Consider the following 23,383-nt stretch of genomic DNA (forward strand, 5'->3'; position numbering starts at 1 on the left):
GATGAGCAATTTATGATCAACTTTTTCCGCCGTGCGGGCCTGGGGTCGAAACTCTCGCTGCTAACTGGCGTCAGTGTCGCCACGCTGTTTCTGCTATTCACTTTTCTGCTCAGCCAAAAAGCCAGCCAGCAGCTTGAAGCCCTTGCGGTCGAAGATCTGCATAATCAGTCCACCGGCATGGTCGACATGGTGCAGATGTTCAACACCAGCCTGAGTGAAGAGGTTGAGAGCTATACCCGCCTGTTTACCACCTTCTTACCGCAGCCCCTGAACATTGATAATTCCCAACCCCAGACGATTAACGGACTTAGCGTTCCGCTTCTGAAAGGCGGAGACACCGGGCTGCATGAAAATAACACCCTTTCGGACGAGTTCCTGAACCGTACGGGAGCCATTTCGACGCTGTTTGTACGCAGCGGTAACGACTTTGTGCGCGTAGCCACTTCCCTGCGCAAAGAGAATGGCGATCGGGCAATGGGTACCGTTCTGGATAACGCCAGCCCGGCCTTTGCCGCCGTCAACAAAGGTGAAGTGTACCGCGGCCTGGCGCTGCTGTTCGGCAAACGCTACATCACCCAGTACCAGCCCGTTAAAAACGCCGAAGGGCAGGTCATTGCGATCGTCTTTGTCGGGGTGGACATCACCCACTCCTGGAACGTCATGCGCGAGAAAATCCTCAACCGCCGCCTGGGCGAGAGCGGTCGCTTCTTCGTGCTGGATCGCAGCAACGGCAAAACGCGCGGGCAATACCTGTTCCACGCCAGCGAAGAGGGAAAACTGCCGCAGTGGGACGGCGCGACGCAGCAACAGCTTCTGAGTGACAAACCCGGCACGCTGGAGCGTACAAGCGACGACGGCCGGACGCTGAAAATGGCCTATACCCCGCTGCCGGGCTGGAACTGGACTATCGTGGGCGAAGTGGATAAATCGGTGCTGCTCTCAAGCGTTACCGCCATGCGCGATCGCTTCCTGCTGGCCGGCGTGGCCTTATCCATCCTTTTTGCTGGCCTGTTCGTGGTCATTATTCGCCGCGTGCTGACCCGACCGCTGCGCAACGTGATCCATCTTGCCCGACAATATGCCGCAGGGGATCTCCGTTCCAGCCTGCCCGTGACGCGTCAGGACGAAGTCGGCCAGCTGATCGATGCTATCAACGGTATCGGCGGCGGCCTGCAAAAAATTGTGCTGCAGGTTCGTGAGGCCGCAGGCGAGATCCATTTGGGCACCAACGCGCTGGCCGCCGACACTGGCGAGATTTCAGAGCAGATCAACAAGCAGGCCAGCAGCGTGGAGGAGACGTCCGCCAGCATGGAGCAGCTGGCCGCCACCGTGCAGCAAAATGCCGCCAACATGGAGCAAACGCAGCAGCTGGTGGGTGAAACCTCGCTCGCGGTCCATCAGGGCGGTGAGACGGTCACCCACGCGGTGTCGACCATGGACGACATTCGCGAAGCGTCAAAACGCATCGAAGACATCACGCGCGTGATCGAATCCATCGCTTTCCAGACCAATATTCTGGCGCTGAACGCGGCAGTGGAAGCGGCCCGCGCAGGCGAGCACGGAAAAGGGTTTGCGGTAGTCGCGCAGGAAGTTCGCGCGCTGGCGGGTCGCAGCGCTAACGCGGTGAAGGAGATTGAGCAGCTGATTGGCGATACGCTCAGAAAAGTGAGTGAGGGTCATGCGCTGTCTGAACGGACGCGCCTGGCGATGGACGACATCATCATTCATATCGATAACATCAGCCAGCTGGTCACCGAGATTAACCATGCCTCACGCGAGCAGTCCGCCGGGATCGGCCAGGTGAACCTCGCCATGACCCATATTGGCGAAGCGTCGCATATCAATGCCGACCGCATCTCACGCAGCGAGCAAACCGCTCAAACGCTGCGCGAGAAGGGTTCACACCTGACTCAGCTGGTGAGCCTGTTCCAGCTAAAAGGCTAACCGACTCTGCCCGTCGCACGCAGCAGCAGGTCGCTTTGCACCTGCTCGCTCATCAGCGTGCCGCCACGGGTATCCAGCATCATACGGCACCACGCCTGCGCCACCGGGGGCGATGCGTGCCGCAGCATCTGGCTTCCGGCACCCAGCAAGAAAAGCTGCTGCGCGATCTCCCGCCCCTGTGCCTCCTGCGGTTTACGCAGTTTTTGCTGAAGCTGTCGCCAGCTGCGGTCGAAGTGTCTGTCCTGCCCTTTCACCTGCGCAAACTCGTCGGCAAGCAGGTCGTGAATACCCGGCTGCTTCGCCAGCACGCGCAGAACGTCCAGGCACATAATATTTCCTGACCCTTCCCAGATGCTGTTCACCGGCATCTCGCGGTACAGGCGGGGAAGTTCGCTCTCTTCGCAATATCCATTCCCACCCAGCACCTCCATCGCCTCAGCCACAAACGGGATGCCTGCTTTACAGACGCTAAATTTCGCCGCCGGGGTAAACAGCCGCGCCCAGGCGGCCTCTTGCGGATCGGCACGCTTGTCCCACGCCCGGGCCAGGCGGAACAGCAGCGCCGTTTGCCCCTCCAGCACCAGCGCCATCCGGCTTAATACCTCGCGCATTAAAGGCTGATCGATGAGGTTTTTGCCGAAGGTCTGACGCTGGTGGGCATGGTACAGCGCCACCGAGAGCGCCCGACGCATCAGTCCGTGGCTGCCCAGCGCGCAGTCAAAGCGCGTCAGACCGCCCATTTTGAGGATCTGCCGTACCCCTTCGCCCTCTTCCCCCAGCAGCCAGCCGGAGGCATCGAGGAACTCCGCCTCGCTGCTGGCGTTGGAGCGGTTCCCGAGCTTGTCCTTAAGGCGCTCCAGCCGCACGGCGTTGCGCTGTCCGTCAGGCAAAAAGCGCGGCACAAAAAAGCAGGACAGCCCGCCCTTCGCCTGGGCCAGTACCAGATGCGCATCGCTTTGCGGGACGGAGAAAAACCATTTATGCCCCACCAGCCTGTAGCTGCCGTCGCTGCATTTTTCCGCTTTGGTGGTGTTGCTGAGCACGTCCGAGCCGCCCTGCTTTTCCGTCATCCCCATGCCGATCAGCAGGCCGCGCTTTTGCGCGCCGGGGGCAAGGTGCGGATCATAGCGATCGCTGAGCAGCGGCGTCAGCCAGTCGTGAAATGCTTTGGGGAGCGCCTGCTGCAGCAGCGGCGTGGCGGCGAACGTCATGGTGACCGGGCAAAGCGTGCCCGCCTCCACCTGAGCATGAAGCACAAAGCGTGCGGCCCGAGCGACAAACGCCCCTTTACGCGCCTCCTCTTCCCACGCCAGGTTATGCACGCGGTTGGCGCAAAGCCCCTGCATCAGCAAGTGCCATGCCGGATGAAAACGCACGTCGTCCAGCCGCTCCCCGGTGGCGTCATAGCGTAGTAACTCCGGAGGATTAACGTTTGCCAGCCGGCCCAGCTCCAGCGACTCCGCGGTGCCTAACTGCTGTCCGATGCTGGCGAGCAGCTCAATATCCCACTCGGCCCCTTCACGCGCGACCGCATCGCGCAGGGCGCAGTCCGAGAGGAAAAGGTTGCTGTTGGAAAGCGGTGCAGGTTGATTGAAAACGGTATGGGTCTGCCAGTGCATGCAGTCTCCCTCCTTCAGTGGCAATGACGATAAGTATGGACAGACCGCGCGCACGCTGCATGGGAGGGGAGTCACACGTTCACGATCCCGCTGATATCATTCGTGAAATAGCTCACAGAACATAAGAATAAACTATTTCATGACTCCGCTTTTGTTGAATAATTTATTCTTACAACCTTAAGTGAGGATCGTTATGCAACCGGACGCGCACAAGCGAGCATTAATTGCAGGCTCCATTGGTAACTTTATCGAGTGGTATGAGTTTGCGGTCTACGGTTTTCTGGCGACCGTCATTGCGAAAAACTTCTTCCAGCTTGAAGGAGAGGCGGGGCTGACCAGCCTGATCCTCACCTACGCCTCGTTTGCCATCGCCTTCTTCTTCCGCCCGCTGGGTGCGGTGGTGTTTGGCCGCATCGGCGACCGGATTGGCCGTAAGCCGACGCTAATTATCGTGCTGGTGCTGATGACGCTCGCTACCGCCGCCATCGGCGTTGTGCCGGTCTACGCCAGCATCGGGATTGCCGCGCCGCTGATTATTACGCTGCTGCGCATCCTGCAGGGGCTGTTCGCGGGCGGCGAGTACGGCGGTGCGGTCTCGCTGATGACGGAGTTCGCCCCGCGCGGCAAGCGTGGGCTCTATGGCGCGTGGCAGTCCTTTACCGTGGCGCTGGGGCTGCTGGCGGGCGCAGGCATCGTGGCGCTGCTCTCCACCCTTCTCACCCCTGAAGCCCTGCACGACTGGGGCTGGCGCATTCCGTTCTTCCTGGCGCTGCCCATGGGCGTCGTTGCGCTGTGGCTTCGGGTCAGCATGGAGGAAACGCCCAGCTTTGTGCTGCAGCAGGATAAACCGGCTGTCGCTCAGGCGGATACTGTCGCCACGCTCCGGGCCATCGTGATGGGGATTGGGCGCGTCATGGTCTGGTCTGCGGCGGGGTATACCTACCTGGTGATTATGCCGACCTATCTTCAGTCGGCGCTGCACACCGGGTTCAACCAGGCGCTGTTGATAGCGGTGATTTCAAATATTGGTTTTGCACTCACCATCATTCCGTCGGGGATCCTGAGCGACCGGATCGGCCGCCGCACGGTGATGATTCTCGCCACCGCGCTGCTGCTGATCCTCGCCCTGCCGCTGCTGAAAATTCTTCAGGCGGAGTCGAGCACGCTGGCGGTGAAGGCTGTTGTGGTGCTGATTGCGGGCGGTCTGGTGGGCATGCTGGCGGGTCCGGGCCCGGCGATGCTATCTGAGATGTTCCCGACGCGCGTGCGCTATACGGGGCTGGGGCTGGCCTACTCGTTGTCGAACGCGATTTTCTCGGGATGCGCAGGGTTAATTATTACCGGGCTGATTAAGCAGACGGGCAACCTGGATATTCCGGCGTATTACGTGATGGCGACGGCGGTAGTGAGTATTTTCGCGCTGATGACGCTGAGGAAGGACGACCATTTGCGGTCACTGGAGGAGTGAGGTTGTCACCGTCAGGTGCCCTCACCCCGCCCCTCTCCAACGGGGAGAGGGAGAAAACACAAAAGGCCGTCCTGTGGACGGCCTTGCTGTTTATTCTCCGCGCTGACGCACCGCTTCAAACAGGCAGATGCCCGTCGCAACGGAAACGTTCAGGGACGACACGCTGCCCGCCATCGGGATGCTGATCAGCTCGTCGCAGTGCTCGCGGGTGAGACGACGCATGCCTTCGCCTTCCGCACCCATCACCAGCGCCAGACGGCCGGTCATTTTGCTCTGGTACAGAGTATGATCCGCTTCACCGGCGGTACCGACGATCCAGATATTCTCTTCCTGCAGCAGACGCATAGTGCGCGCCAGGTTAGTCACGCGGATCAGCGGAACGTTTTCCGCCGCGCCGCAGGCCACCTTCTTCGCCGTCGCGTTCAGCTGCGCGGAGCGATCTTTCGGCACGATCACCGCGTGCACGCCCGCCGCATCGGCGCTGCGCAGGCACGCCCCGAGGTTGTGCGGATCGGTAACGCCGTCGAGGATCAGGAAGAACGGGTTATCCAGCTCAGCAATCAGATCCGGCAGATCGTTTTCCTGATACTGACGACCCGGCTTCACGCGGGCAATGATCCCCTGGTGGACCGCGCCTTCGCTTTTCTCATCCAGGAACTGGCGATTCGCCAGCTGGATCACCACGCCCTGCGCTTCCAGGGCGTGGATCAGCGGCATCAGACGCTTATCTTCACGCCCTTTCAGAATAAACACTTCCTGAAAACGCTCCGGTGCGCGCTCGAGAAGGGCCTGCACCGCGTGGATGCCGTAAATCATTTCACTCATTGATGGTTCTCGTAATAAGTATTTCCCCTCCCCCCGCTGGGGAGAGGGTCAGGTTGAGGGGAGAATTTACTCCGCCTGCTTTTTCTTGGCCGCGCGCTTCGCTTTGGTGGCGGCAGCGATTTTCTGCGTTTTCGCGGAAGGTTTTTTCGCTGAACGAGCTTCTTTCTTCGCCGCCTTCGGCTTCTGTTTCTTCTCGCCGCGGAACGCGCTGTCCGGCTCGAAGTTTACCTTCTTGCCCGCCTGACGACGTTTACCGCCGCCCGGTTTACCGTTACCGGTTTTTTTCGCCCTTTCACGCTCGGTTTTACCGACGTTACGCGGCGCGCGCTCGCTGGAGATCAGGCTGAAGTCGATCTTACGGTCGTCCATATTCACGGCTTCGACCTTCACTTCCACACGGTCGCCCAGACGATAGGTCTGGCCGCCAGACTCGCCAATCAGGCGCTGGCCGACCTGGTCGAAGCGGTAGTAGTCGTTATCCAGGCTGGAGACGTGCACCAGACCGTCGATGAACAGCTCGTCCAGACGAACGAAGAAACCAAAGCCGGTCACGCTGGCAATCACGCCTTTAAAGACGTTACCGACCTGATCGAGCATAAAGTCACACTTCAGCCAGTCCGCCACGTCACGTGTTGCTTCATCGGCACGACGTTCGGCCATGGAGCAGTGCTGACCCAGCTGCAGCATCTCTTCCATCGAATAATGGTAGCCACCGGTTTCGGTGGTGTTCCCTTTATGGCCCTGCTCCTGCGCCAGCAGATACTTGATCGCACGGTGCAGAGAGAGGTCAGGATAACGACGGATCGGCGACGTAAAGTGGGCGTAAGACTGCAGCGCCAGGCCGAAGTGGCCGCGGTTTTCCGGATCGTAAATCGCCTGCTTCATAGAGCGCAGCAGCATCGTCTGCAGCATTTCTGCATCCGGACGATCGCTAATGGATTCCAGCAGCTCGGCGTAATCGCGCGGCTCTGGCTTGTTGCCTCCGGGCAGTTCCAGACCCAGTTCAGCCAGCACGGAGCGGAACGACGTAATGGCTTCCGTGGTCGGCTTATCGTGAATACGGAACAGCGCTGGCTCTTTGGCTTTCTCGACGAAACGTGCCGCCGAGATATTCGCCAGGATCATACACTCTTCGATCAGCTTGTGCGCGTCGTTACGCTGGGTCTGCTCGATACGCTCAATGCGGCGTTCGGCGTTGAAAATGAATTTCGCCTCTTCACTCTCAAACGAGATCCCGCCGCGCTCTTCGCGCGCCTGATCCAGCGTTTTGTAGAGGTTATGCAGCTCTTCGATATGTTTGACCAGCGGCGCGTACTGTTCGCGCAGATCCTGGTCGCCCTGCAGCATATGCCAGACCTTGGTATAGGTCAGACGCGCGTGCGAGCTCATCACCGCTTCGTAGAACTTGTAGCCGGTTAAGCGCCCTTTGGTGGAGATGGTCATCTCGCAAACCATACAGAGGCGGTCAACCTGCGGGTTCAGGGAGCACAGGCCGTTAGACAGCACTTCCGGCAGCATCGGCACGACCTGGGACGGGAAGTAGACCGAGGTACCGCGGCTGCGGGCTTCGTTATCCAGCGGGGTGTGCGGACGGACGTAATAGCTTACGTCAGCGATAGCAACCCACAGACGCCAGCCACCGCCGCGTTTTTTCTCACAGTATACGGCGTCATCGAAGTCGCGGGCGTCTTCGCCATCAATAGTGACCAGCGGCAGGGAGCGCAGATCCACGCGGCCCACTTTGGATTCTTCCGGCACTTCTTCGCGCAGGCTTTCGATCTGCTCTTCAACCGCTTTCGGCCAGATGTACGGAATTTCATGGGTACGCAATGCCATATCAACGGCCATCGTGGTGCCCATGTTGTCGCCAAGCACTTCGACGATTTTACCTACCGCTTTGGTGCGACGGGTTGGGCGCTGGGTGAGTTCAACCACCACCACAAAGCCCATGCGGGCGCCCATCACCTCTTCAGGTGGGATCAGAATGTCGAAGCTCAGACGGCTGTCGTCCGGCACCACGAAGCCTACGCCCGCGTCGGTAAAGTAGCGGCCGACGATCTGGCTGGTTTTTGGCACCAGAACGCGTACCACGCGCGCTTCGCGGCGGCCTTTACGGTCAGCGCCCAGCGGCTGCGCCAGGATCTGGTCGCCGTGGATGCACATTTTCATCTGTTCAGATGAGAGGTACAGATCGTCCTTACGGCCTTCCACGCGCAGGAAGCCGAAGCCATCGCGGTGACCAATGACGGTCCCTTTCAGCAGATCGAGGCGTTCTGGCAGCGCGTAGCACTGGCGGCGGGTAAAGACCAGCTGCCCGTCACGCTCCATCGCGCGCAGGCGGCGGCGAAGGGCTTCAATTTGCTCTTCACCTTCAATGTTTAATTCAACGGCAAGTTCTTCACGATTGGCGGGTTTTTCGCGTTTTGTTAAGTGTTCAATGATGAACTCGCGGCTGGGAATAGGATTCGCGTATTTTTCGGCTTCGCGTTCCTGGAAAGGATCATGTGACATGTCGGTTCCTCCGTTGTCAGCTCCGGTGGAAATTTTCTTCATTCCACCAGCAATAATTTATAAAGCGGTTGATTCTCTTCAACCAAATCGGCCAGCGTGTAGTTATCCAGTTCCATGAGAAAACTTTGCACGGCCTTTGAAAGCGCCTTTTTCAGGCGGCAAGCGGGCGTGATGTGGCAGAACTCGCTGCTGCAGTTCACCAGAGACAGCGGCTCCAGTTCACGTACCACATCGCCAACACGAATACTCTGTGCCGGTTTACCGAGACGGATCCCACCATTCTTCCCGCGGACGGCAGCAACGTATCCGGCACGACTAAGTTGATTGATTATTTTGACCATATGATTACGGGATACGCCGTAGACCTCTGTCACTTCAGAGATACTGGTCATCTTCCCCTCGGGTAACGACGCCATGTAAATCAGCGCACGTAAGCCGTAATCGGTGAAACTTGTTAACTGCACATCAACCTCAGGAAAAAGGGAAAACGCGGTCAAACCGCAGAGATATTCATTAATGATGATAAACCAGCCAGATAGTTAGCGGCTAATTTATTTGACAGACGGGGCGAAAAAGCGGAGATCCAAGAGCGGTCGCCGGATGGCGCTACGCTTATCCGGCCTACGGGTCTCCCCGCAGGCCAGCAGTCACGAAGATTATGCGTCGAACGGGTCGCGCAGGATCATCGTTTCAGTACGATCCGGGCCGGTAGAAATAATATCGATCGGCACTTCGGTCAGTTCTTCAATACGCTTGATGTAATCCAGCGCCGCCTGCGGCAGGCCGCTACGCTCTTTCACACCGAAAGTGGTCTCAGACCAGCCCGGCATGGTTTCGTAGATTGGCTCAATGCCTTCCCAGTCGTCAGCAGCCAGCGGAGTGGTGGTCACTTCGCGGCCATCTGGCATACGGTAGCCTACGCAGATTTTCACTTCTTTCAGGCCGTCCAGTACGTCCAGCTTGGTCAGGCAGAAGCCAGACAGGGAGTTGATCTGCACCGCACGACGCACTGCAACCGCATCCAGCCAGCCGGTACGACGACGACGACCGGTGGTCGCGCCAAACTCGTTACCCTGCTTGCACAGGAACTCGCCGGTTTCATCAAACAGCTCGGTCGGGAATGGACCCGCACCCACGCGAGTGGAGTACGCTTTGATGATGCCCAGTACGTAATCCACATAACGTGGACCCAGGCCAGAGCCGGTCGCCACGCCACCTGCAGTGGTGTTAGAGGACGTTACGTACGGATAGGTACCGTGGTCGATGTCCAGCAGCGTACCCTGCGCACCTTCGAACATGACGAAATCGCCACGCTTGCGCGCCTGGTCCAGCAGATCGGATACGTCAACAACCATACCGGTCAGAATGTCAGCGATCGCCATGACGTCATCCAGCACTTTCTGGTAGTCAACAGCGTCAGCTTTGTAGAAGTTCACCAGCTGGAAGTTGTGATATTCCATCACTTCTTTCAGTTTTTCAGCGAAGGTTGCTTTGTCGAAGAGGTCGCCCACGCGCAGACCGCGACGTGCAACTTTATCTTCGTAAGCCGGACCGATACCACGACCGGTGGTGCCGATCGCTTTCGCGCCGCGCGCTTTCTCACGCGCTACGTCCAGCGCCACGTGATAATCCAGGATCAGCGGGCAGGCTTCGGAGAGCAGCAGACGCTCACGAACAGGGATACCACGGTCTTCCAGACCTTTCATCTCTTTCATCAGCGCAGCAGGAGACAGCACAACGCCGTTACCGATGATGCTGGTGACGTTATCACGAAGAATGCCTGATGGAATAAGATGGAGGACGGTTTTTTCACCGTTGATTACGAGAGTATGGCCTGCGTTGTGACCGCCCTGGTAGCGTACAACATATTTAGCCCGTTCAGTCAGAAGATCAACAATCTTCCCTTTACCTTCGTCACCCCATTGGGTGCCCAGTACGACGACGTTGTTACCCATTTTTTTCAAAATCACCGTTTGCTTAAAAATGGATTCTACCATCGCTTTTTCAGATATACAGCACTTTTTGACCTCAAAATACGCCGATTGCGCCTACTTTTTGATCAGCCAATCGTTTTCCTCAACATGTAGTAGATCACGATGCCCGCAACCACAAGACCGCCGCCAAAACGACGCAAAATATTATCCGGCAGCTGACTCATCGTGGCGATCATTCGGCGCCAGGCACGCGGATAAAGCATCGGTCCAAGACCTTCCAGCACAAGGACCAAAGCCAGTGCGAGCCAGATCGTTGAATTCATTTTTATTCCTTATAAAAGAAAACCACCGCTCCGTTGGGAGCGGTGGTTTGAATACTCAAACGGGCCTGAGTTTATCGCGTTGCGTTAGTCGGCGTCTTCATATAACGGAAGAAATCGCTGTCCGGGCTGAGCACCATCACATCCTGGTTGCTCTGGAAGCTATTCTCGTAAGCGCGCAGGCTACGGATAAAGGCGTAGAAGTCAGGATCCTGGCTGAAGGCATCCGCGAACAGCTTCGCCGCTTCGGCATCGCCTTCACCGCGCAGGATACGGCCCTGGCGCTCAGATTCCGCCAGCGTCTTGGTGACTTCGTAGTCCGCTGCAGCACGCAGCTTCTCAGCCTCTTCCTGGCCCTGTGAACGGTGACGACGGGCTACCGCTTCACGCTCGGCGCGCATACGGTTGTAAATCGCCTCGGACACTTCTACTGGCAGGTTGATCTGCTTAATACGCACGTCAACGACTTCGATACCCAGCGCAGCCATACTGTTCGGGTTGATCACCGGCACTTTACCGTTGGTCTCCGCCTGAACGCGTTCAGCCGCTTTGGCAATCGCATCATCTGCTGCCGGCGTTGAAACTTCGTCTTCAGTGCCCGCTGTACCGGAGTTCAGCGCATCGCGAACTTCCAGGGTCAGACGACCACGGGAGTCGGTCACGATGTCTTTCACATCCAGACGACCAATCTCGGAACGCAGGCGGTCAGAGAACTTACGTTTCAGCAGCACTTCTGCCTGAGAAACGTCACCGCCGCCCGTTGCCAGGAAGTAACGGCTGAAATCGCTGATGCGCCATTTGATATAGGAATCAACGATCAGGTCTTTCTTCTCTTTGGTCACGAAACGGTCGGCCTGGTTATCCATGGTCTGGATACGCGCATCAAGCGTTTTCACGGACTGAATAAACGGCACCTTGAAGTGCAGACCCGGCTCGTAAATCACCGGGCGTTTGTCGCCGTCACGCACGACGCTGCTGAACTGGAACTTAATCCCACGCTCGCCTTCTTTCACCACAAAGATCGAGGTATAAAGCGCGACCAGTACGATGACGATGATCGCAATAACTGACTTACGCATCCTTATTCCCCCTGACGCTGGTAGTCGTTACGCTGCGCGTTAGCACGGCGTTGGTCCATAATGTCACCATCGTTCGAAGAAGGCGTTGTGTTCGTGCTGGCGCTGCCTGATGAGGCTGGCGGCAGACGCAGCAGGTTGTTCGCGCCGCTGGTGTCGCCTTTCGCTGCTGGCGCAGAACTGCCTTTCAGCATCTGATCCAGCGGCAGAACCATCAGGTTCCCGCCTTTATTGTCGTTAACCAACACTTTGCGGGTGTGGCTCAGCACTTTTTCCATGGTCTCGATATAGAGACGCTCACGGGTAATTTCCGGTGCAGCTTTATATTCCGGCAGGATCTTCGCGAAGCGGGCCACTTCACCCTGAGCTTCCAGGATGGTCTGCGTCTTATACGCGCGCGCTTCTTCCAGAATACGCTGCGCCTGACCGTTAGCGCGTGGCTGAACTTCGTTGGTGTACGCTTCTGCTTCACGGATGTACTGCTGTTCGTTTTCACGGGCAGCAATCGCATCGTCAAATGCGGCTTTCACCTCTTCCGGCGGACGTGCAGCCTGGAAGTTAACGTCCAGCAGGGTAATACCCATGTTGTACGGACGAATGGTCTCTTCCAGCTCGCGCTGGGTATCGCTACGAATAACGGTACGACCTTCGGTCAGAATACGGTCCATGGTGTATTTACCGATCACGCCACGCAGGGCGCTGTCGGTCGCCTGACGCAGGCTGTCATCGGCGCTGGTCACGCTAAACAGATAACGCTCAGGATCGGTCACGCGGTACTGCACGTTCATCTCAACGCGCACCACGTTTTCGTCAGAGGTCAGCATCACGCCAGAGGCGGCCAGTTCACGGACAGATTCCACGTTTACCGCGGTCACATCGTCAATGAAGGTCGGCTTCCAGTTCAGACCCGGCTCAACCAGATGGCTGAACTTACCGAAACGGGTGACTACGCCGCGTTCTGCTTCTTTAATGGTGTAGAACCCGCTGGCTGCCCAGATGATGACTACCGCAGCGGCCACGATGCCCACTACGCGGCCACCCATTGGCGGGCGCGAGCTCTGAGTGGAATTGCCACCCGAGCCAGAACCTTTTCCTCCGCCAAGGCCACCAAGCTTCTTGCTCAGTTTGCGGAAGATATCATCCAGATCCGGCGGCCCCTGCTCGCGACCACCTTTGTTGCCATTTCCCTCAGAGTTGCCGCCAGGTTTGCTGCTTCCCCACGGGTCGCGGTCTTGTCCGTTATTACCGGGCTGATTCCACGCCATGTATATGCTCCATATTTGTTATGCAAGGGCGAATTATTCAGGCATCCCCTTTCTGATCAGACGATATAGTCGACCAGCGCAGGTTCTTGTTTACAGAGGCGACGCCAGTCAACGATCGGCATACGCACCTGCATCCCCACGCTGCCGTCATCCTCCATCCACTCTTTTTCTATCGCCTGAAGCTGATAAAACCGGCTGCGCAGCCTGCCTTCCTGTGGCGGCAGTCGCAGCGTGTGCTGAGCTACCTCACCGGAAAGACGTTCTGTCAAAGCCTGGAAAAGCAGTGGCACACCAATACCGGTCTGGGCAGAAAGCCAGACCCGAATCGGTTTGTTTTCTTCATCTCTGTCGATACGCGGTTCGAAATCGTCCAGCATATCGATCTTATTCATGACCAACAGCGTTGGGATCTCGTGGGCGTCGATCTCTTCGAGCACCACGTTCACCGCGTCGATGTTCTCCTGCACGCGCACGTCTGCCGCATCAATCACGTGCAGCAGCAGAGTCGCCTGTCGCGTCTCCTGCAGGGTGGCTTTAAACGCCGCCACCAGGTCATGCGGCAGGTGGCGGATAAACCCTACGGTATCCGCCAGCACCGTTTCACCGACGTCTGCAACGTCAATACGGCGCAGCGTAGGGTCCAGGGTCGCAAACAGCTGGTCTGCGGCATACACCTGGGCCTCGGTTATCTGGTTAAACAGGGTGGATTTACCGGCGTTGGTATAGCCCACCAGCGACACCGTCGGGATGTCGGCTTTGGTTCGCGCCCGACGCCCCTGTTCACGCTGTTTCTCTACACGTTCCAGACGTGAAAGGATCTGGGTAATTCGGCCACGCAGCAAACGACGGTCGGTTTCGAGCTGGGTTTCACCCGGGCCGCGCAAACCAATCCCGCCTTTTTGTCTTTCAAGGTGTGTCCAGCCACGCACCAGACGCGTTGCCAGATGGCGCAGCTGCGCCAGCTCAACCTGCAGTTTCCCTTCGTGGGTACGTGCACGCTGAGCAAAAATATCTAAAATCAAACCCGTGCGATCGATAACACGGCATTCGCAAAGGGCTTCCAGGTTGCGCTCCTGGGCTGGAGACAGCGCATGATCAAACAACACGACTGACGCGCCGGTTGCTTTTACGGCATCCGCAATTTCGACTGCTTTACCTTCACCAACAAAATACTTTGGGTGCGGCGCTTTACGGCTACCGGTAATCACCTGCATTGCTTCGACACCGGCGGAAGAGACCAGAGATTCAAACTCCTGGAGGTCTTCCATATCTTTGTCTTGCGAAAAATAGATGTGTACCAGCACCGCCTGCTCACCGGCATCATAACGGTCAAACAAGCGTAAACCTCTCTAAAAAGATCAGCGGGGAACGCAGGATCCCTGGCTCCCCGTGTGGATAACAGTGCGAAACCTTATTCGGTCTCGTCGCTGTCCTGCGCCGGCGTTGAAGAACCCTGCGCGCTGCTGCCATGATGGTAGTTACTACCAGTGCCGCCGCCAGCGTTATTGCTGTGATGAGATACCGGACGGGACGGAACAACAGTAGAAATAGCGTGCTTGTAGACCATCTGACTGACCGTGTTTTTCAACAGAATCACAAACTGATCGAAAGACTCAATCTGACCTTGCAGCTTAATACCATTCACCAAATAAATAGAAACTGGAACACGTTCCCGACGCAATGCGTTCAGGAACGGATCTTGTAAAGATTGCCCCTTAGCCATTCTATCTTTTCCTTATATGCTTGTTTTGTACTTAGAACCTTGCGATTCTGAAAAATTGCGCACGATACGTCTCAATTGTACACATTCAGTGAGCGATATCACCAACAACCTCAATCACTTCGTTTAACGCCTGTTGCGGTTTTTCACTGTCTAACCAGTGAACACCCTCCCAACCGCGCAACCAGGTGATCTGGCGCTTCGCTAACTGTCTCGTGGCGCAAACACCTCTATAAACCATTTCATCGTATGAAATCTCACCTTCAAGATACGACCACATCTGGCGGTATCCCACACAACGAATGGAAGGCATGTCCGTATGCAAATCTCCACGGGCAAATAGCGCCCGCACTTCTGCTTCAAAATCTGAAGCTAACATCTGATGAAAACGCTGCTCAATTCGCTGATGGAGCAGTTCACGGCTCGCCGGGGCGATGGCGAACTGATGCACCTGATACGGCAGAGCGTCTCCTGACGTTTGCGTCATTTCCGTTAAAGTTTTACCCGAAATGAAAAAAACTTCCAGTGCCCGGGAAAGCCTTTGCGGATCATTTGGATGGATCCGTGCTGCTGCAACCGGGTCAATCTCCGCCAGTTGCTGATGCAAAACGTCCCAACCCTGCTCTGCCGCCTGCTGCTCAATTTTCGCTCTTATTTCCGGATCCGCGGATGGCAGAGGTGACAACCCCTCCAGCAACGCCTTGAAATAGAGCATGGTTCCGCCAACCAACAGCGGTATACGTCCCGCCGCCGTTATCTCGTCCATCTCGGCTAAGGCATCCCGGCGGAAATCCGCTGCGGAGTACGCCTGAGCCGGGTCGAGAATATCGAGCAAACGGTGCGGTGCCGCACGCAACTCTTCTGCGTCAGGCTTCGCCGTGCCGATGTCCATCCCCCGGTAGATGAGGGCGGAGTCGACGCTAATCAACTCTACAGGCAAAACTTTACGCAACTCAATGGCTAGCGCCGTTTTGCCGGAGGCCGTTGGGCCCATTAAAAAAATTGCCTTAGGCAGGCTCGCCTTACTTGCGTCAATCATGTTTCAGGGCGTTCATCGCCGTTTGTAAATCAACAGGTTGTAATAACCCACCCGGCGGCGTTTTCACCAGATGCGGACAGAGGCGTTCTACCTCCGCCAGCACGCTAATGGCCTGCGCCATACTCCACGGCGCGTGTTCGCTTGCCAGATGGCGGGCGATCCACTGCGCGGTGTTGGCGGCATCAAACGACGTTTGCTGCGCCAGGTAGCCTATCAGTTCAGGAATCAAGTTTTGTAAATTTTGTTGGCGTAAGGGTAAAGGCACTGCACGAATTGTCACATGTTGTGGTTCGAGCACAGTTTCAATACCCATTTGCGCCAGCTGCGGCTCTGCGCGCTGCAATACCCTCGTTTCATCAGGGGATATTTTCAGGCGAACCGGAATTAATAACGGCTGCGCGCAGGCTGCATTTTCGCCTGGCGTAAGCTGCACCTGCTTGAGCCAGCGTTCGGCGACCGGCAGGGCCAGAAGCATCAGTTTGCCGTCACGCTCAAGCAGCGCCATATCGGGCGCGATAATCGTCAGCACCCGGCCAAAACTTTGGCTATGGCCGTCCAGAGAAGGCTGAGCGGGCGGAATGTGCTCTTTACGCTCCACGGCGGGCGTTTCCAGCAGCTTGCGGTACAACGCTCCCTGCTGCTTCTGATAGCCCGGCTGGGCATTCGGGTAGTTCGCGCCCGTTGGACGCGGTGCGCTCCCGGTCGGGGAGAAACGCGGAGCTTCCGGTTCACGCGCGACGGCAGGCTCAGCAAAATGGTTGCGCCCTGCCGCTACACGGTTTTCAGGCAGCGGACGCGGCGCAGGGGCGTCGTTCTCCAGCGGCAGCGTTGGCGCTGCCTGCTGCTGCAACACGGCGGCCACGCCCTGATAAATGAAGTCGTGAACCAGACGCGACTGGTGGAAACGCACCTCATGCTTGGCAGGATGAACGTTTACATCCACCTGATGGGGGTCGATTTCCAGATAAAGGACGAAAGCTGGCTGCTGATCGGCCCCGAGTTTGTCTTCGCAGGCCTGGCGAATCGCGTGATTGATGAGACGATCGCGCATCATGCGCCCGTTCACGTAGCAATACTGAATTTCAGAGAACGCAGCACTGCTCGCGTTTGGATCGGCAACCCAGCCGCGTAAAGCCAGATCGCCGTGCTGCCACTCAATGGCCAGAGCCTGTTCCAGAAACGGCGTCCCGCAGATAGCGCCCAGGCGACGCTCTTTCTGTCCACCTTCCGCCACCGCGCGGTACTGGCGCATCACCTTACCGTTATGGCTGAGGTTGATGGCGACATCGAATCGGGCGAGCGCAATACGGCGAATGATCTCGTCGATATGGCCGAACTCGGTCTTCTCGGTACGCATAAACTTGCGTCGGGCGGGGGTGTTGTAGAACAGATCCAGGACTTCCAGCGTCGTGCCGACAGGGTGCGCCGCGGGTTTGACCGTCACATCCATATCGCGCCCTTCGGCGTAAGCCTGCCAAGCTTCCTGCTGTTCAGCAGTACGGGAGGTCAGCGTTAAGCGCGAAACGGAGCTGATACTGGCCAGCGCTTCGCCGCGAAAACCGAGGCTAATAATCGCTTCCAGATCGTCCAGAGAGGCGATTTTACTGGTGGCGTGACGAGCCAGCGCCAGCGCCAGCTCCTCTTTTTTAATGCCACAGCCGTTGTCGCGAATGCGGATAAGCTTCGCGCCACCGCGTTCGATATCAATATCGATGCGGGTTGCGCCCGCATCGAGGCTGTTTTCCACCAGCTCCTTCACCACCGACGCAGGGCGTTCCACCACCTCACCGGCGGCGATTTGGTTCGCGAGCTGCGGCGGTAGAACCTGAATCGGCATGAATGCTCCTTAGTTGGTCGCGGTCATCTCACCCGGCAGCGCTGCGCTGGCCGTCTGTGCTGAGCCGCTCTGCGGCGCAGACTGCAGAGGATGCGCCTCAAAATATTTACGTAAACCGTTATAAATCGCTTCGGCAATTTGCTGCTGGTAACTGTCGCTTCCCAACAGACGCTCTTCACCGTTGTTACTGATAAAGCCCGTCTCTACAAGGATGGACGGAATATCCGGGGAGCGCAGAACGCCGAGGCTGGCATGTTCCGGACGGCGCTTATGCAGCACGCCAACGCTTTGCAGCTGGTTCAATACGTTAGTGGCGACATCATACCCGACGCGCTGCGAATGACCGAACTGTAAATCCAGCACCGCCTGGCTGAGGTACGGATCGGACTGGCTGTTCGCCAGCACGTCGCCCGCGCCGCCTAACAGTTCAGACTGCTTCTCGTGCTCTTCCAGCCAGTTGGCCATTTCGCTGTTAGCGCGACGGTTCGACAGCACCCAAACCGAGGCGCCGGTGGCGCTACGATTCGGTGCGGCGTCCGCATGAATAGAGACCAGGAAGTTTGCGTTTTGCTTACGCGCCACGTCCGAGCGCCCCATTACGGAGATAAAGTAATCCCCGTCGCGGGTCAACACGCCTTTAAACATCGGGTCGTCATTGAGCAGCGAACGCAGTTTCCGCGCGATCGCGATAGTCACGTTTTTTTCTCGCGTGCCGCCAGGGCCAATCGCCCCCGGGTCTTCCCCACCGTGGCCCGCATCAATGGCGATAATCACTTTGTCACCGCTGACCGTCGCGCGTCGCGCGCTGGCCGCAGGACGCGTCACCGTATTGCTGCTGGTTGCCGCAGTAATGCGATCGTTCTGCGATTTAAACGGATTACGCGCAGGTTCAGAAGGACGCGGCGTATACACCGGTTCTTCCACGCGCTTCGCTACGACCGGCGGCGGTGGAGGCGGTGGCGGCGCGTCGGCATTGATGGTAAACACCACCGTATAGTTCGCCCCGTTTTGCTGCTTCACCGCCTTCGTTTTGCCCTTTTCGGTCAGATCAACCACCAGGCGTAACGACTGGCTATCCTGCGGCGTTCCCGAACGGATACTTTTTACCAAGTTGTTGCCGCTGAACCGCAGCGGTAGCCCCTGGATCACGCCTGTTTGTTTGATATCCAGCGCCACGCTGTGGCTGTCTGGCTGTGAGAACGCATATTCAGGGTCGCCCATAAAGCTGAACGTGATCCGGGCCTGGCTTTCGCCGTTTGATACCTGAATATCTGAGAGGTTTGCCGCCCCGGCCTGCGCGCACAGCAGCACGGTGGCAGCCAACAACCAACCTTTAACGCGATTTATCATCCCGTCATCCCTACGCTTAACCGGCCAGTCGTGCCAGTAAGGAACTGCCTGATGAGGAAACAGCACTGATGCGTGCCTCACGCCCTTGTGCCTGGTAATCTAAGTGAATTTCGACATCCGGGTCAGGCAGCACACCCGCACCTTGTTGCGGCCACTCCACCAGGCAAATGGCATCGTTGGCAAAATAATCACGGATCCCCATAAATTCCAGCTCCTCAGGATCCGCAAGGCGGTATAAATCGAAGTGGTACACCATGAGATTTTCAAGGGTGTACGGTTCTACCAGCGTGTAGGTTGGGCTTTTCACATTCCCGTTATGCCCTAACGCCTGCAAAAAACCCCGGCTGAAGGTGGTTTTACCCGCACCTAAATCACCATACAGATAAATGACGGTTGCCCCCTGACAGGCCTGCGCCACGCGCTTGCCGAGTTCTAAAGTGGCTTGTTCATCAGGTAAAGGAATCGCTCGATTAGTCATTTTCTACGTCAATCACATCCGGGTTAACAACACGCCGCAGCGTGCAAAAAAGATCGGTGGCCAGCATGCCGCGTGTACCGTAACGCGCGGCCAGTTTATCCGCCGCGACACCGTGGGCCACGCAGCCCGCGCAGGCTGCATCATAAAGGGGAAGTTTCTGTCCAAGCAATGCGCCAATGATGCCGGAAAGCACATCGCCCATGCCGCCGCTTGCCATGCCCGCATTTCCGGCATCAATAATGCCCTGCGTCTCGTCACTGGCGACAACGGTTCCAGCCCCTTTCAAAACAGCAACACCTCCGTAACGTTTTACCAGACGCTGAGCAGAAAGTAAGCGATCGCTTTCAATTTCTGCCACGCTGCAGTTAAGCAGGCGCGCGGCTTCGCCGGGGTGTGGCGTCAGAATGCGATTGTGACGCTTATCGGGGTTTATTGCCAGAAGGTTAAGCGCGTCGGCATCCCACAGCATCGGTTTACGAAAATTCTCGACCTTTTGCAGGGCCTGTTTACCCCATGCCTGCTGCCCAAGCCCGGGGCCGATCACCACCACGTCCGCCCATTCCAGGCTTTCTTCAAGCGACTGAGGCGTAAGCTCATGGACCATCAGCTCCGGTCGGGCCGTAACGATCGGCGCAATATTCTCAATGCGAGTGAGTACTCGCACTAATCCGGCACCGCAGCGCAGGGCCGCTTCGCCGGTCATGCGAATTGCACCTGCCGTACCATGGTCGCCGCCAATAATCACCAGCCTACCGTGATCGCCCTTATGGGACGTCTGCCGGCGCGGCGGGAGCCACGCCGCAAGCTGCGAAGCATCAAAACGCGCGAGGTGCGTTTCCTGCCCGGACAGCCAGCTCTCCAGCCCCAGCGCATGGTGGTGCAGCACGCCAACAACGTCTCGTGCTTTACCGGTCAGTAGCCCCGGCTTGAGGGCGATGAAGGTTACCGTATGTGCAGCCTGAATGACCGCCCCCGGCGTCGCGCCGGTTTGTGCAATCAGGCCAGAGGGAATATCCAGGGCAATTACCGGCGCGGAATGTCTGTTAGCGTGTTCAATAAGGGCGGCAATGTTCTCGCGAGGCGCACTGCGTAGCCCGGTACCCAGCAGACCGTCAACAATCAGATCCACCTCTTCCGGCCAGACGATATCAGGCGCATGAATCACGCCGCCTGCGTTAAGCCACGCCTCCCGCGCCCCGCTGGCCTCTTCCGGCAGCGGTTTATCACTCTCCAGGGCCAGCAACGTCACGCGGATACCTGCCGCAACCGCGAGACGGGCGACGACGTAGCCGTCGCCGCCGTTATTGCCGTGACCGCACAGAATCATCCAGTGGGCGGCCTGAGGGTACACGCTGCGGGCAACGTTAAACGCCGCCTCCCCCGCGCGCAGCATCAGTTCATAAAGGGTAATCCCGAGGCTGTCTGCGGCCTCTTTTTCGGCGCGCCGGAGGTCATCCGCATGCCAGATGGAATGTGGTATACTTGTGGGGTTTTTCTTCACCGTATGGTCCGTCATGTCACAGCCCCTCGATCTCAATGAATTAGCGCAAAAAATAAAACAGTGGGGTGCTGAGCTTGGCTTCCAGAAGGTGGGCATTACCGATACCGACCTTTCCGCCAGCGAGCCAAAACTGCAGGCATGGCTGGACAAACAATACCACGGCGAAATGGAGTGGATGGCGCGTCATGGCATGATGCGCGCCCGCCCTCACGAGCTTTTGCCGGGCACGTTACGCGTCATCAGCGTGCGCATGAATTATCTGCCCGCCAACGCGGCCTTTGCGCGCACGCTAAAAAATCCCTCTCTGGGTTACGTCAGCCGGTACGCTCTGGGCCGTGATTACCATAAGCTCTTGCGTAACCGTTTAAAAAAACTCGGGGAAACTATTCAGCAGCACTGTGTTTCGCTGAATTTTAGACCCTTTGTCGATTCTGCGCCTATTCTTGAGCGCCCGATCGCCGAAAAAGCCGGGCTTGGCTGGACAGGTAAGCACTCACTTATCCTCAGCCGCGACGCCGGATCGTTTTTCTTCCTGGGTGAACTGCTGATTGATTTACCATTGCCGGTAGACGGCCCGGTAGAGGAAGGCTGCGGACGCTGCGTGGCCTGCATGACCATCTGTCCGACGGGTGCCATCGTCGAGCCTTACACCGTTGATGCGCGCCGCTGCATCTCCTACCTCACTATCGAACTGGAAGGGGACATTCCAGAGGAATTTCGACCACTTATCGGCAACCGCATCTACGGCTGCGACGACTGCCAGCTGATCTGCCCGTGGAACCGCTATTCGCAGCTCACGGACGAAGAGGATTTCAGCCCGCGTAAGGCGCTGCATGCGCCGCAGCTGGTTGAGTTATTCGCCTGGACCGAAGCCTGGTTCCTGAAAGTGACGGAAGGTTCGGCCATTCGCCGTATCGGTCATCTGCGCTGGCTGCGTAATGTTGCCGTCGCGCTGGGTAATGCCCCGTGGGATGAAGCCAATATTCAGGCGCTTGAAAGCCGTAAAGGTGAGCACCCACTTCTTGATGAACACATAGAATGGGCGATTGCGCAGCAAATAGAGAAGCGTAATGCCTGCACGATCGAGGTGCAGCAACCGAAGAAACAGCGTCTGGTGCGGGTGATTGAAAAAGGGCTTACGCGGGATGCCTGAACTATTCACAGCCTGTGAATAAAATTACAAACTCAAGCGCCATCTGGGCTGGAGAAGAGGTCAAGTGATCTCAATAACATTTTGAAATGAAAATTTATTTACTAAATACAGCGCGTTACAAAGATATTATTCACCCTGCTAAGTTTTAACCCTGTTACGGTTAAGCGTAGTTTCTGTGGATAACTCTGTTCACAAGAGTATTTCAGAGACAATAGAAAACGTCCCCAACGACTCTTTTCGCTGTGGATATTTTAGAGATTAAGAAGAATTTGGAGCGGGAAACGAGACTCGAACTCGCGACCCCGACCTTGGCAAGGTCGTGCTCTACCAACTGAGCTATTCCCGCTTGGGTGGTCCGTGCTTTAGAAGCACTTTCAAATTTTGGAGCGGGAAACGAGACTCGAACTCGCGACCCCGACCTTGGCAAGGTCGTGCTCTACCAACTGAGCTATTCCCGCTTGGGTGGTCCGTGCTTTGGAAGCACTTTTCAAATTTTGGAGCGGGAAACGAGACTCGAACTCGCGACCCCGACCTTGGCAAGGTCGTGCTCTACCAACTGAGCTATTCCCGCAAATCTGCACTGCTTTTGTTGCTGTCGTAACGTGTAATTCTCTGTCGTTACGGGAGGCGCATTATACGAGAAATCCTTTTAGCTGCAACCCCCCTTAAAGCGATTTTTTCGAAATTAAGTTCAAATGCTTAATTAATCGGCAAGCTGAACAATTTAACGACAAAAACCCGGCCACGCAAGGCGCCGGATCGCAAAATCACAGCTTAATAAAGTTTTCGCGGTAGTAGGAAAGCTCCGCCACAGACTCACGGATATCGTCCATCGCCTGGTGAGTCCCCTGCTTTTTGAAGCCGTCGAGGATTTCAGGCTTCCAGCGACGCGCCAGCTCTTTCAGAGTGCTGACATCCAGATAGCGGTAGTGGAAATATGACTCCAGCTCCGGCATGTACTTAAACAGGAAACGGCGATCCTGGCCGATGCTATTCCCACAGATAGGCGATTTGCCTGCCGGAACCCACTGTTTCAGGAACTCAAGCGTCGCCAGCTCCGCCTCGCGATCGCCGAACGTGCTCGCCTTCACGCGCTCTACCAGGCCACTGCCGGTGTGGGTGCGCACGTTCCATTCATCCATCAAAGCCAGCTGGTCGTCGGACTGATGCACCGCAATCGTTGGCCCTTCAGCCAGGATATTCAGGTTAGCGTCCGTCACCAGCGTTGCAATTTCAATGATGCGATCGCGCTCGGGATCCAGCCCGGTCATTTCGAGATCGATCCAAATCAGGTTGTTTTCATCCGCGCTCATGTTATTTTCCACCCTTCTCGCATAACCGGC

At 57.1% G+C, this 23,383-nt stretch carries 19 protein-coding genes and 3 tRNA genes; 3 read left to right on the forward strand and 19 right to left on the reverse strand.

The window, feature by feature from the left end; genetic code table 11:
* Positions 1 to 12: 12 nt before the first annotated feature.
* Positions 13 to 1,944 (forward strand): methyl-accepting chemotaxis protein, encoded by a 1,932-nt coding sequence (locus tag LBF07_RS13625; RefSeq protein ID WP_087823506.1) that lies wholly within the window; start codon positions 13 to 15, stop codon positions 1,942 to 1,944.
* Here the strand turns inward: LBF07_RS13625 and LBF07_RS13630 are convergent.
* Positions 1,941 to 3,563 (reverse strand): isovaleryl-CoA dehydrogenase, encoded by a 1,623-nt coding sequence (locus tag LBF07_RS13630; protein ID WP_094935128.1) that lies wholly within the window; start codon positions 3,561 to 3,563, stop codon positions 1,941 to 1,943. The genes LBF07_RS13625 and LBF07_RS13630 overlap by 4 nt on opposite strands.
* A gap of 193 nt (positions 3,564 to 3,756) precedes the next feature.
* Here LBF07_RS13630 and LBF07_RS13635 point away from each other — a divergent pair, with 193 nt between their 5' ends.
* The gene (locus LBF07_RS13635) at positions 3,757 to 5,031 is read left to right on the forward strand and encodes an MFS transporter (RefSeq protein WP_094935127.1); all 1,275 of its coding nucleotides are present in this window, start codon (positions 3,757 to 3,759) and stop codon (positions 5,029 to 5,031) included.
* Positions 5,032 to 5,121: 90 nt separating this feature from the next.
* Here LBF07_RS13635 and rlmB read toward each other — a convergent pair whose 3' ends face one another.
* The 14 genes from rlmB to nnr form a co-directional block, all read right to left on the reverse strand.
* On the reverse strand, positions 5,122 to 5,856 hold the full coding sequence (rlmB, locus tag LBF07_RS13640; protein WP_010427468.1) for a 23S rRNA (guanosine(2251)-2'-O)-methyltransferase RlmB: 735 nt from the start codon (positions 5,854 to 5,856) through the stop codon (positions 5,122 to 5,124).
* Between the two features lie 66 nt (positions 5,857 to 5,922).
* On the reverse strand, positions 5,923 to 8,367 hold the full coding sequence (gene rnr / locus LBF07_RS13645; RefSeq protein WP_033144465.1) for a ribonuclease R: 2,445 nt from the start codon (positions 8,365 to 8,367) through the stop codon (positions 5,923 to 5,925).
* Positions 8,368 to 8,405: 38 nt separating this feature from the next.
* Entirely contained in the window at positions 8,406 to 8,831 is a 426-nt protein-coding gene (gene nsrR / locus LBF07_RS13650; protein ID WP_023334253.1) for a nitric oxide-sensing transcriptional repressor NsrR, read from the reverse strand.
* A 192-nt stretch (positions 8,832 to 9,023) separates the two neighbouring features.
* Entirely contained in the window at positions 9,024 to 10,322 is a 1,299-nt protein-coding gene (locus LBF07_RS13655; protein WP_024907332.1) for an adenylosuccinate synthase, read from the reverse strand.
* Between the two features lie 104 nt (positions 10,323 to 10,426).
* Entirely contained in the window at positions 10,427 to 10,624 is a 198-nt protein-coding gene (locus tag LBF07_RS13660; RefSeq protein WP_003855996.1) for a DUF2065 domain-containing protein, read from the reverse strand.
* Between the two features lie 71 nt (positions 10,625 to 10,695).
* On the reverse strand, positions 10,696 to 11,700 hold the full coding sequence (hflC, locus tag LBF07_RS13665) for a protease modulator HflC (RefSeq protein WP_023334250.1): 1,005 nt from the start codon (positions 11,698 to 11,700) through the stop codon (positions 10,696 to 10,698).
* A 2-nt stretch (positions 11,701 to 11,702) separates the two neighbouring features.
* The gene (gene hflK, locus LBF07_RS13670) at positions 11,703 to 12,962 is read right to left on the reverse strand and encodes an FtsH protease activity modulator HflK (RefSeq protein WP_094935126.1); all 1,260 of its coding nucleotides are present in this window, start codon (positions 12,960 to 12,962) and stop codon (positions 11,703 to 11,705) included.
* 56 nt (positions 12,963 to 13,018) lie between these two features.
* Positions 13,019 to 14,299, reverse strand: a complete 1,281-nt coding sequence (gene hflX / locus LBF07_RS13675; RefSeq protein ID WP_023310136.1) for a ribosome rescue GTPase HflX — start codon at positions 14,297 to 14,299, stop codon at positions 13,019 to 13,021.
* 74 nt (positions 14,300 to 14,373) lie between these two features.
* The gene (hfq, locus tag LBF07_RS13680; RefSeq protein WP_023334248.1) at positions 14,374 to 14,685 is read right to left on the reverse strand and encodes an RNA chaperone Hfq; all 312 of its coding nucleotides are present in this window, start codon (positions 14,683 to 14,685) and stop codon (positions 14,374 to 14,376) included.
* 85 nt (positions 14,686 to 14,770) lie between these two features.
* The gene (miaA, locus tag LBF07_RS13685) at positions 14,771 to 15,721 is read right to left on the reverse strand and encodes a tRNA (adenosine(37)-N6)-dimethylallyltransferase MiaA (RefSeq protein WP_094935125.1); all 951 of its coding nucleotides are present in this window, start codon (positions 15,719 to 15,721) and stop codon (positions 14,771 to 14,773) included.
* Positions 15,714 to 17,558 (reverse strand): DNA mismatch repair endonuclease MutL, encoded by a 1,845-nt coding sequence (gene mutL / locus LBF07_RS13690; protein WP_094935124.1) that lies wholly within the window; start codon positions 17,556 to 17,558, stop codon positions 15,714 to 15,716. Before mutL ends, miaA begins: the two co-directional genes overlap by 8 nt.
* A gap of 9 nt (positions 17,559 to 17,567) precedes the next feature.
* Positions 17,568 to 18,908, reverse strand: coding sequence for an N-acetylmuramoyl-L-alanine amidase AmiB (gene amiB, locus LBF07_RS13695; RefSeq protein WP_033144462.1), 1,341 nt, complete (start codon positions 18,906 to 18,908; stop codon positions 17,568 to 17,570).
* 16 nt (positions 18,909 to 18,924) lie between these two features.
* Positions 18,925 to 19,386, reverse strand: a complete 462-nt coding sequence (gene tsaE, locus LBF07_RS13700; RefSeq protein ID WP_013095283.1) for a tRNA (adenosine(37)-N6)-threonylcarbamoyltransferase complex ATPase subunit type 1 TsaE — start codon at positions 19,384 to 19,386, stop codon at positions 18,925 to 18,927.
* Positions 19,379 to 20,902 (reverse strand): bifunctional ADP-dependent NAD(P)H-hydrate dehydratase/NAD(P)H-hydrate epimerase, encoded by a 1,524-nt coding sequence (gene nnr, locus LBF07_RS13705; protein WP_094935122.1) that lies wholly within the window; start codon positions 20,900 to 20,902, stop codon positions 19,379 to 19,381. The genes tsaE and nnr overlap by 8 nt, the downstream gene beginning before the upstream one ends.
* Here nnr and queG point away from each other — a divergent pair.
* Complete coding sequence (queG, locus tag LBF07_RS13710) at positions 20,901 to 22,040, forward strand: tRNA epoxyqueuosine(34) reductase QueG (RefSeq protein ID WP_094935121.1); 1,140 nt, start codon at positions 20,901 to 20,903, stop codon at positions 22,038 to 22,040. The two genes, nnr and queG, sit on opposite strands and share 2 nt — an antisense overlap.
* A 270-nt stretch (positions 22,041 to 22,310) precedes the next feature.
* Here the strand turns inward: queG and LBF07_RS13715 are convergent.
* The 4 genes from LBF07_RS13715 to orn form a co-directional block, all read right to left on the reverse strand.
* Positions 22,311 to 22,386 (reverse strand) — tRNA-Gly (locus LBF07_RS13715).
* A 36-nt stretch (positions 22,387 to 22,422) separates the two neighbouring features.
* Positions 22,423 to 22,498 (reverse strand) — tRNA-Gly (locus LBF07_RS13720).
* 37 nt (positions 22,499 to 22,535) lie between these two features.
* Positions 22,536 to 22,611 (reverse strand) — tRNA-Gly (locus tag LBF07_RS13725).
* 196 nt (positions 22,612 to 22,807) lie between these two features.
* The gene (gene orn / locus LBF07_RS13730) at positions 22,808 to 23,353 is read right to left on the reverse strand and encodes an oligoribonuclease (protein WP_023310130.1); all 546 of its coding nucleotides are present in this window, start codon (positions 23,351 to 23,353) and stop codon (positions 22,808 to 22,810) included.
* Positions 23,354 to 23,383: the final 30 nt, after the last annotated feature.

This window comes from Enterobacter cloacae complex sp. ECL352 (genome assembly GCF_020149545.1).
GTDB classification, from domain to species: domain Bacteria; phylum Pseudomonadota; class Gammaproteobacteria; order Enterobacterales; family Enterobacteriaceae; genus Enterobacter; species Enterobacter asburiae_B.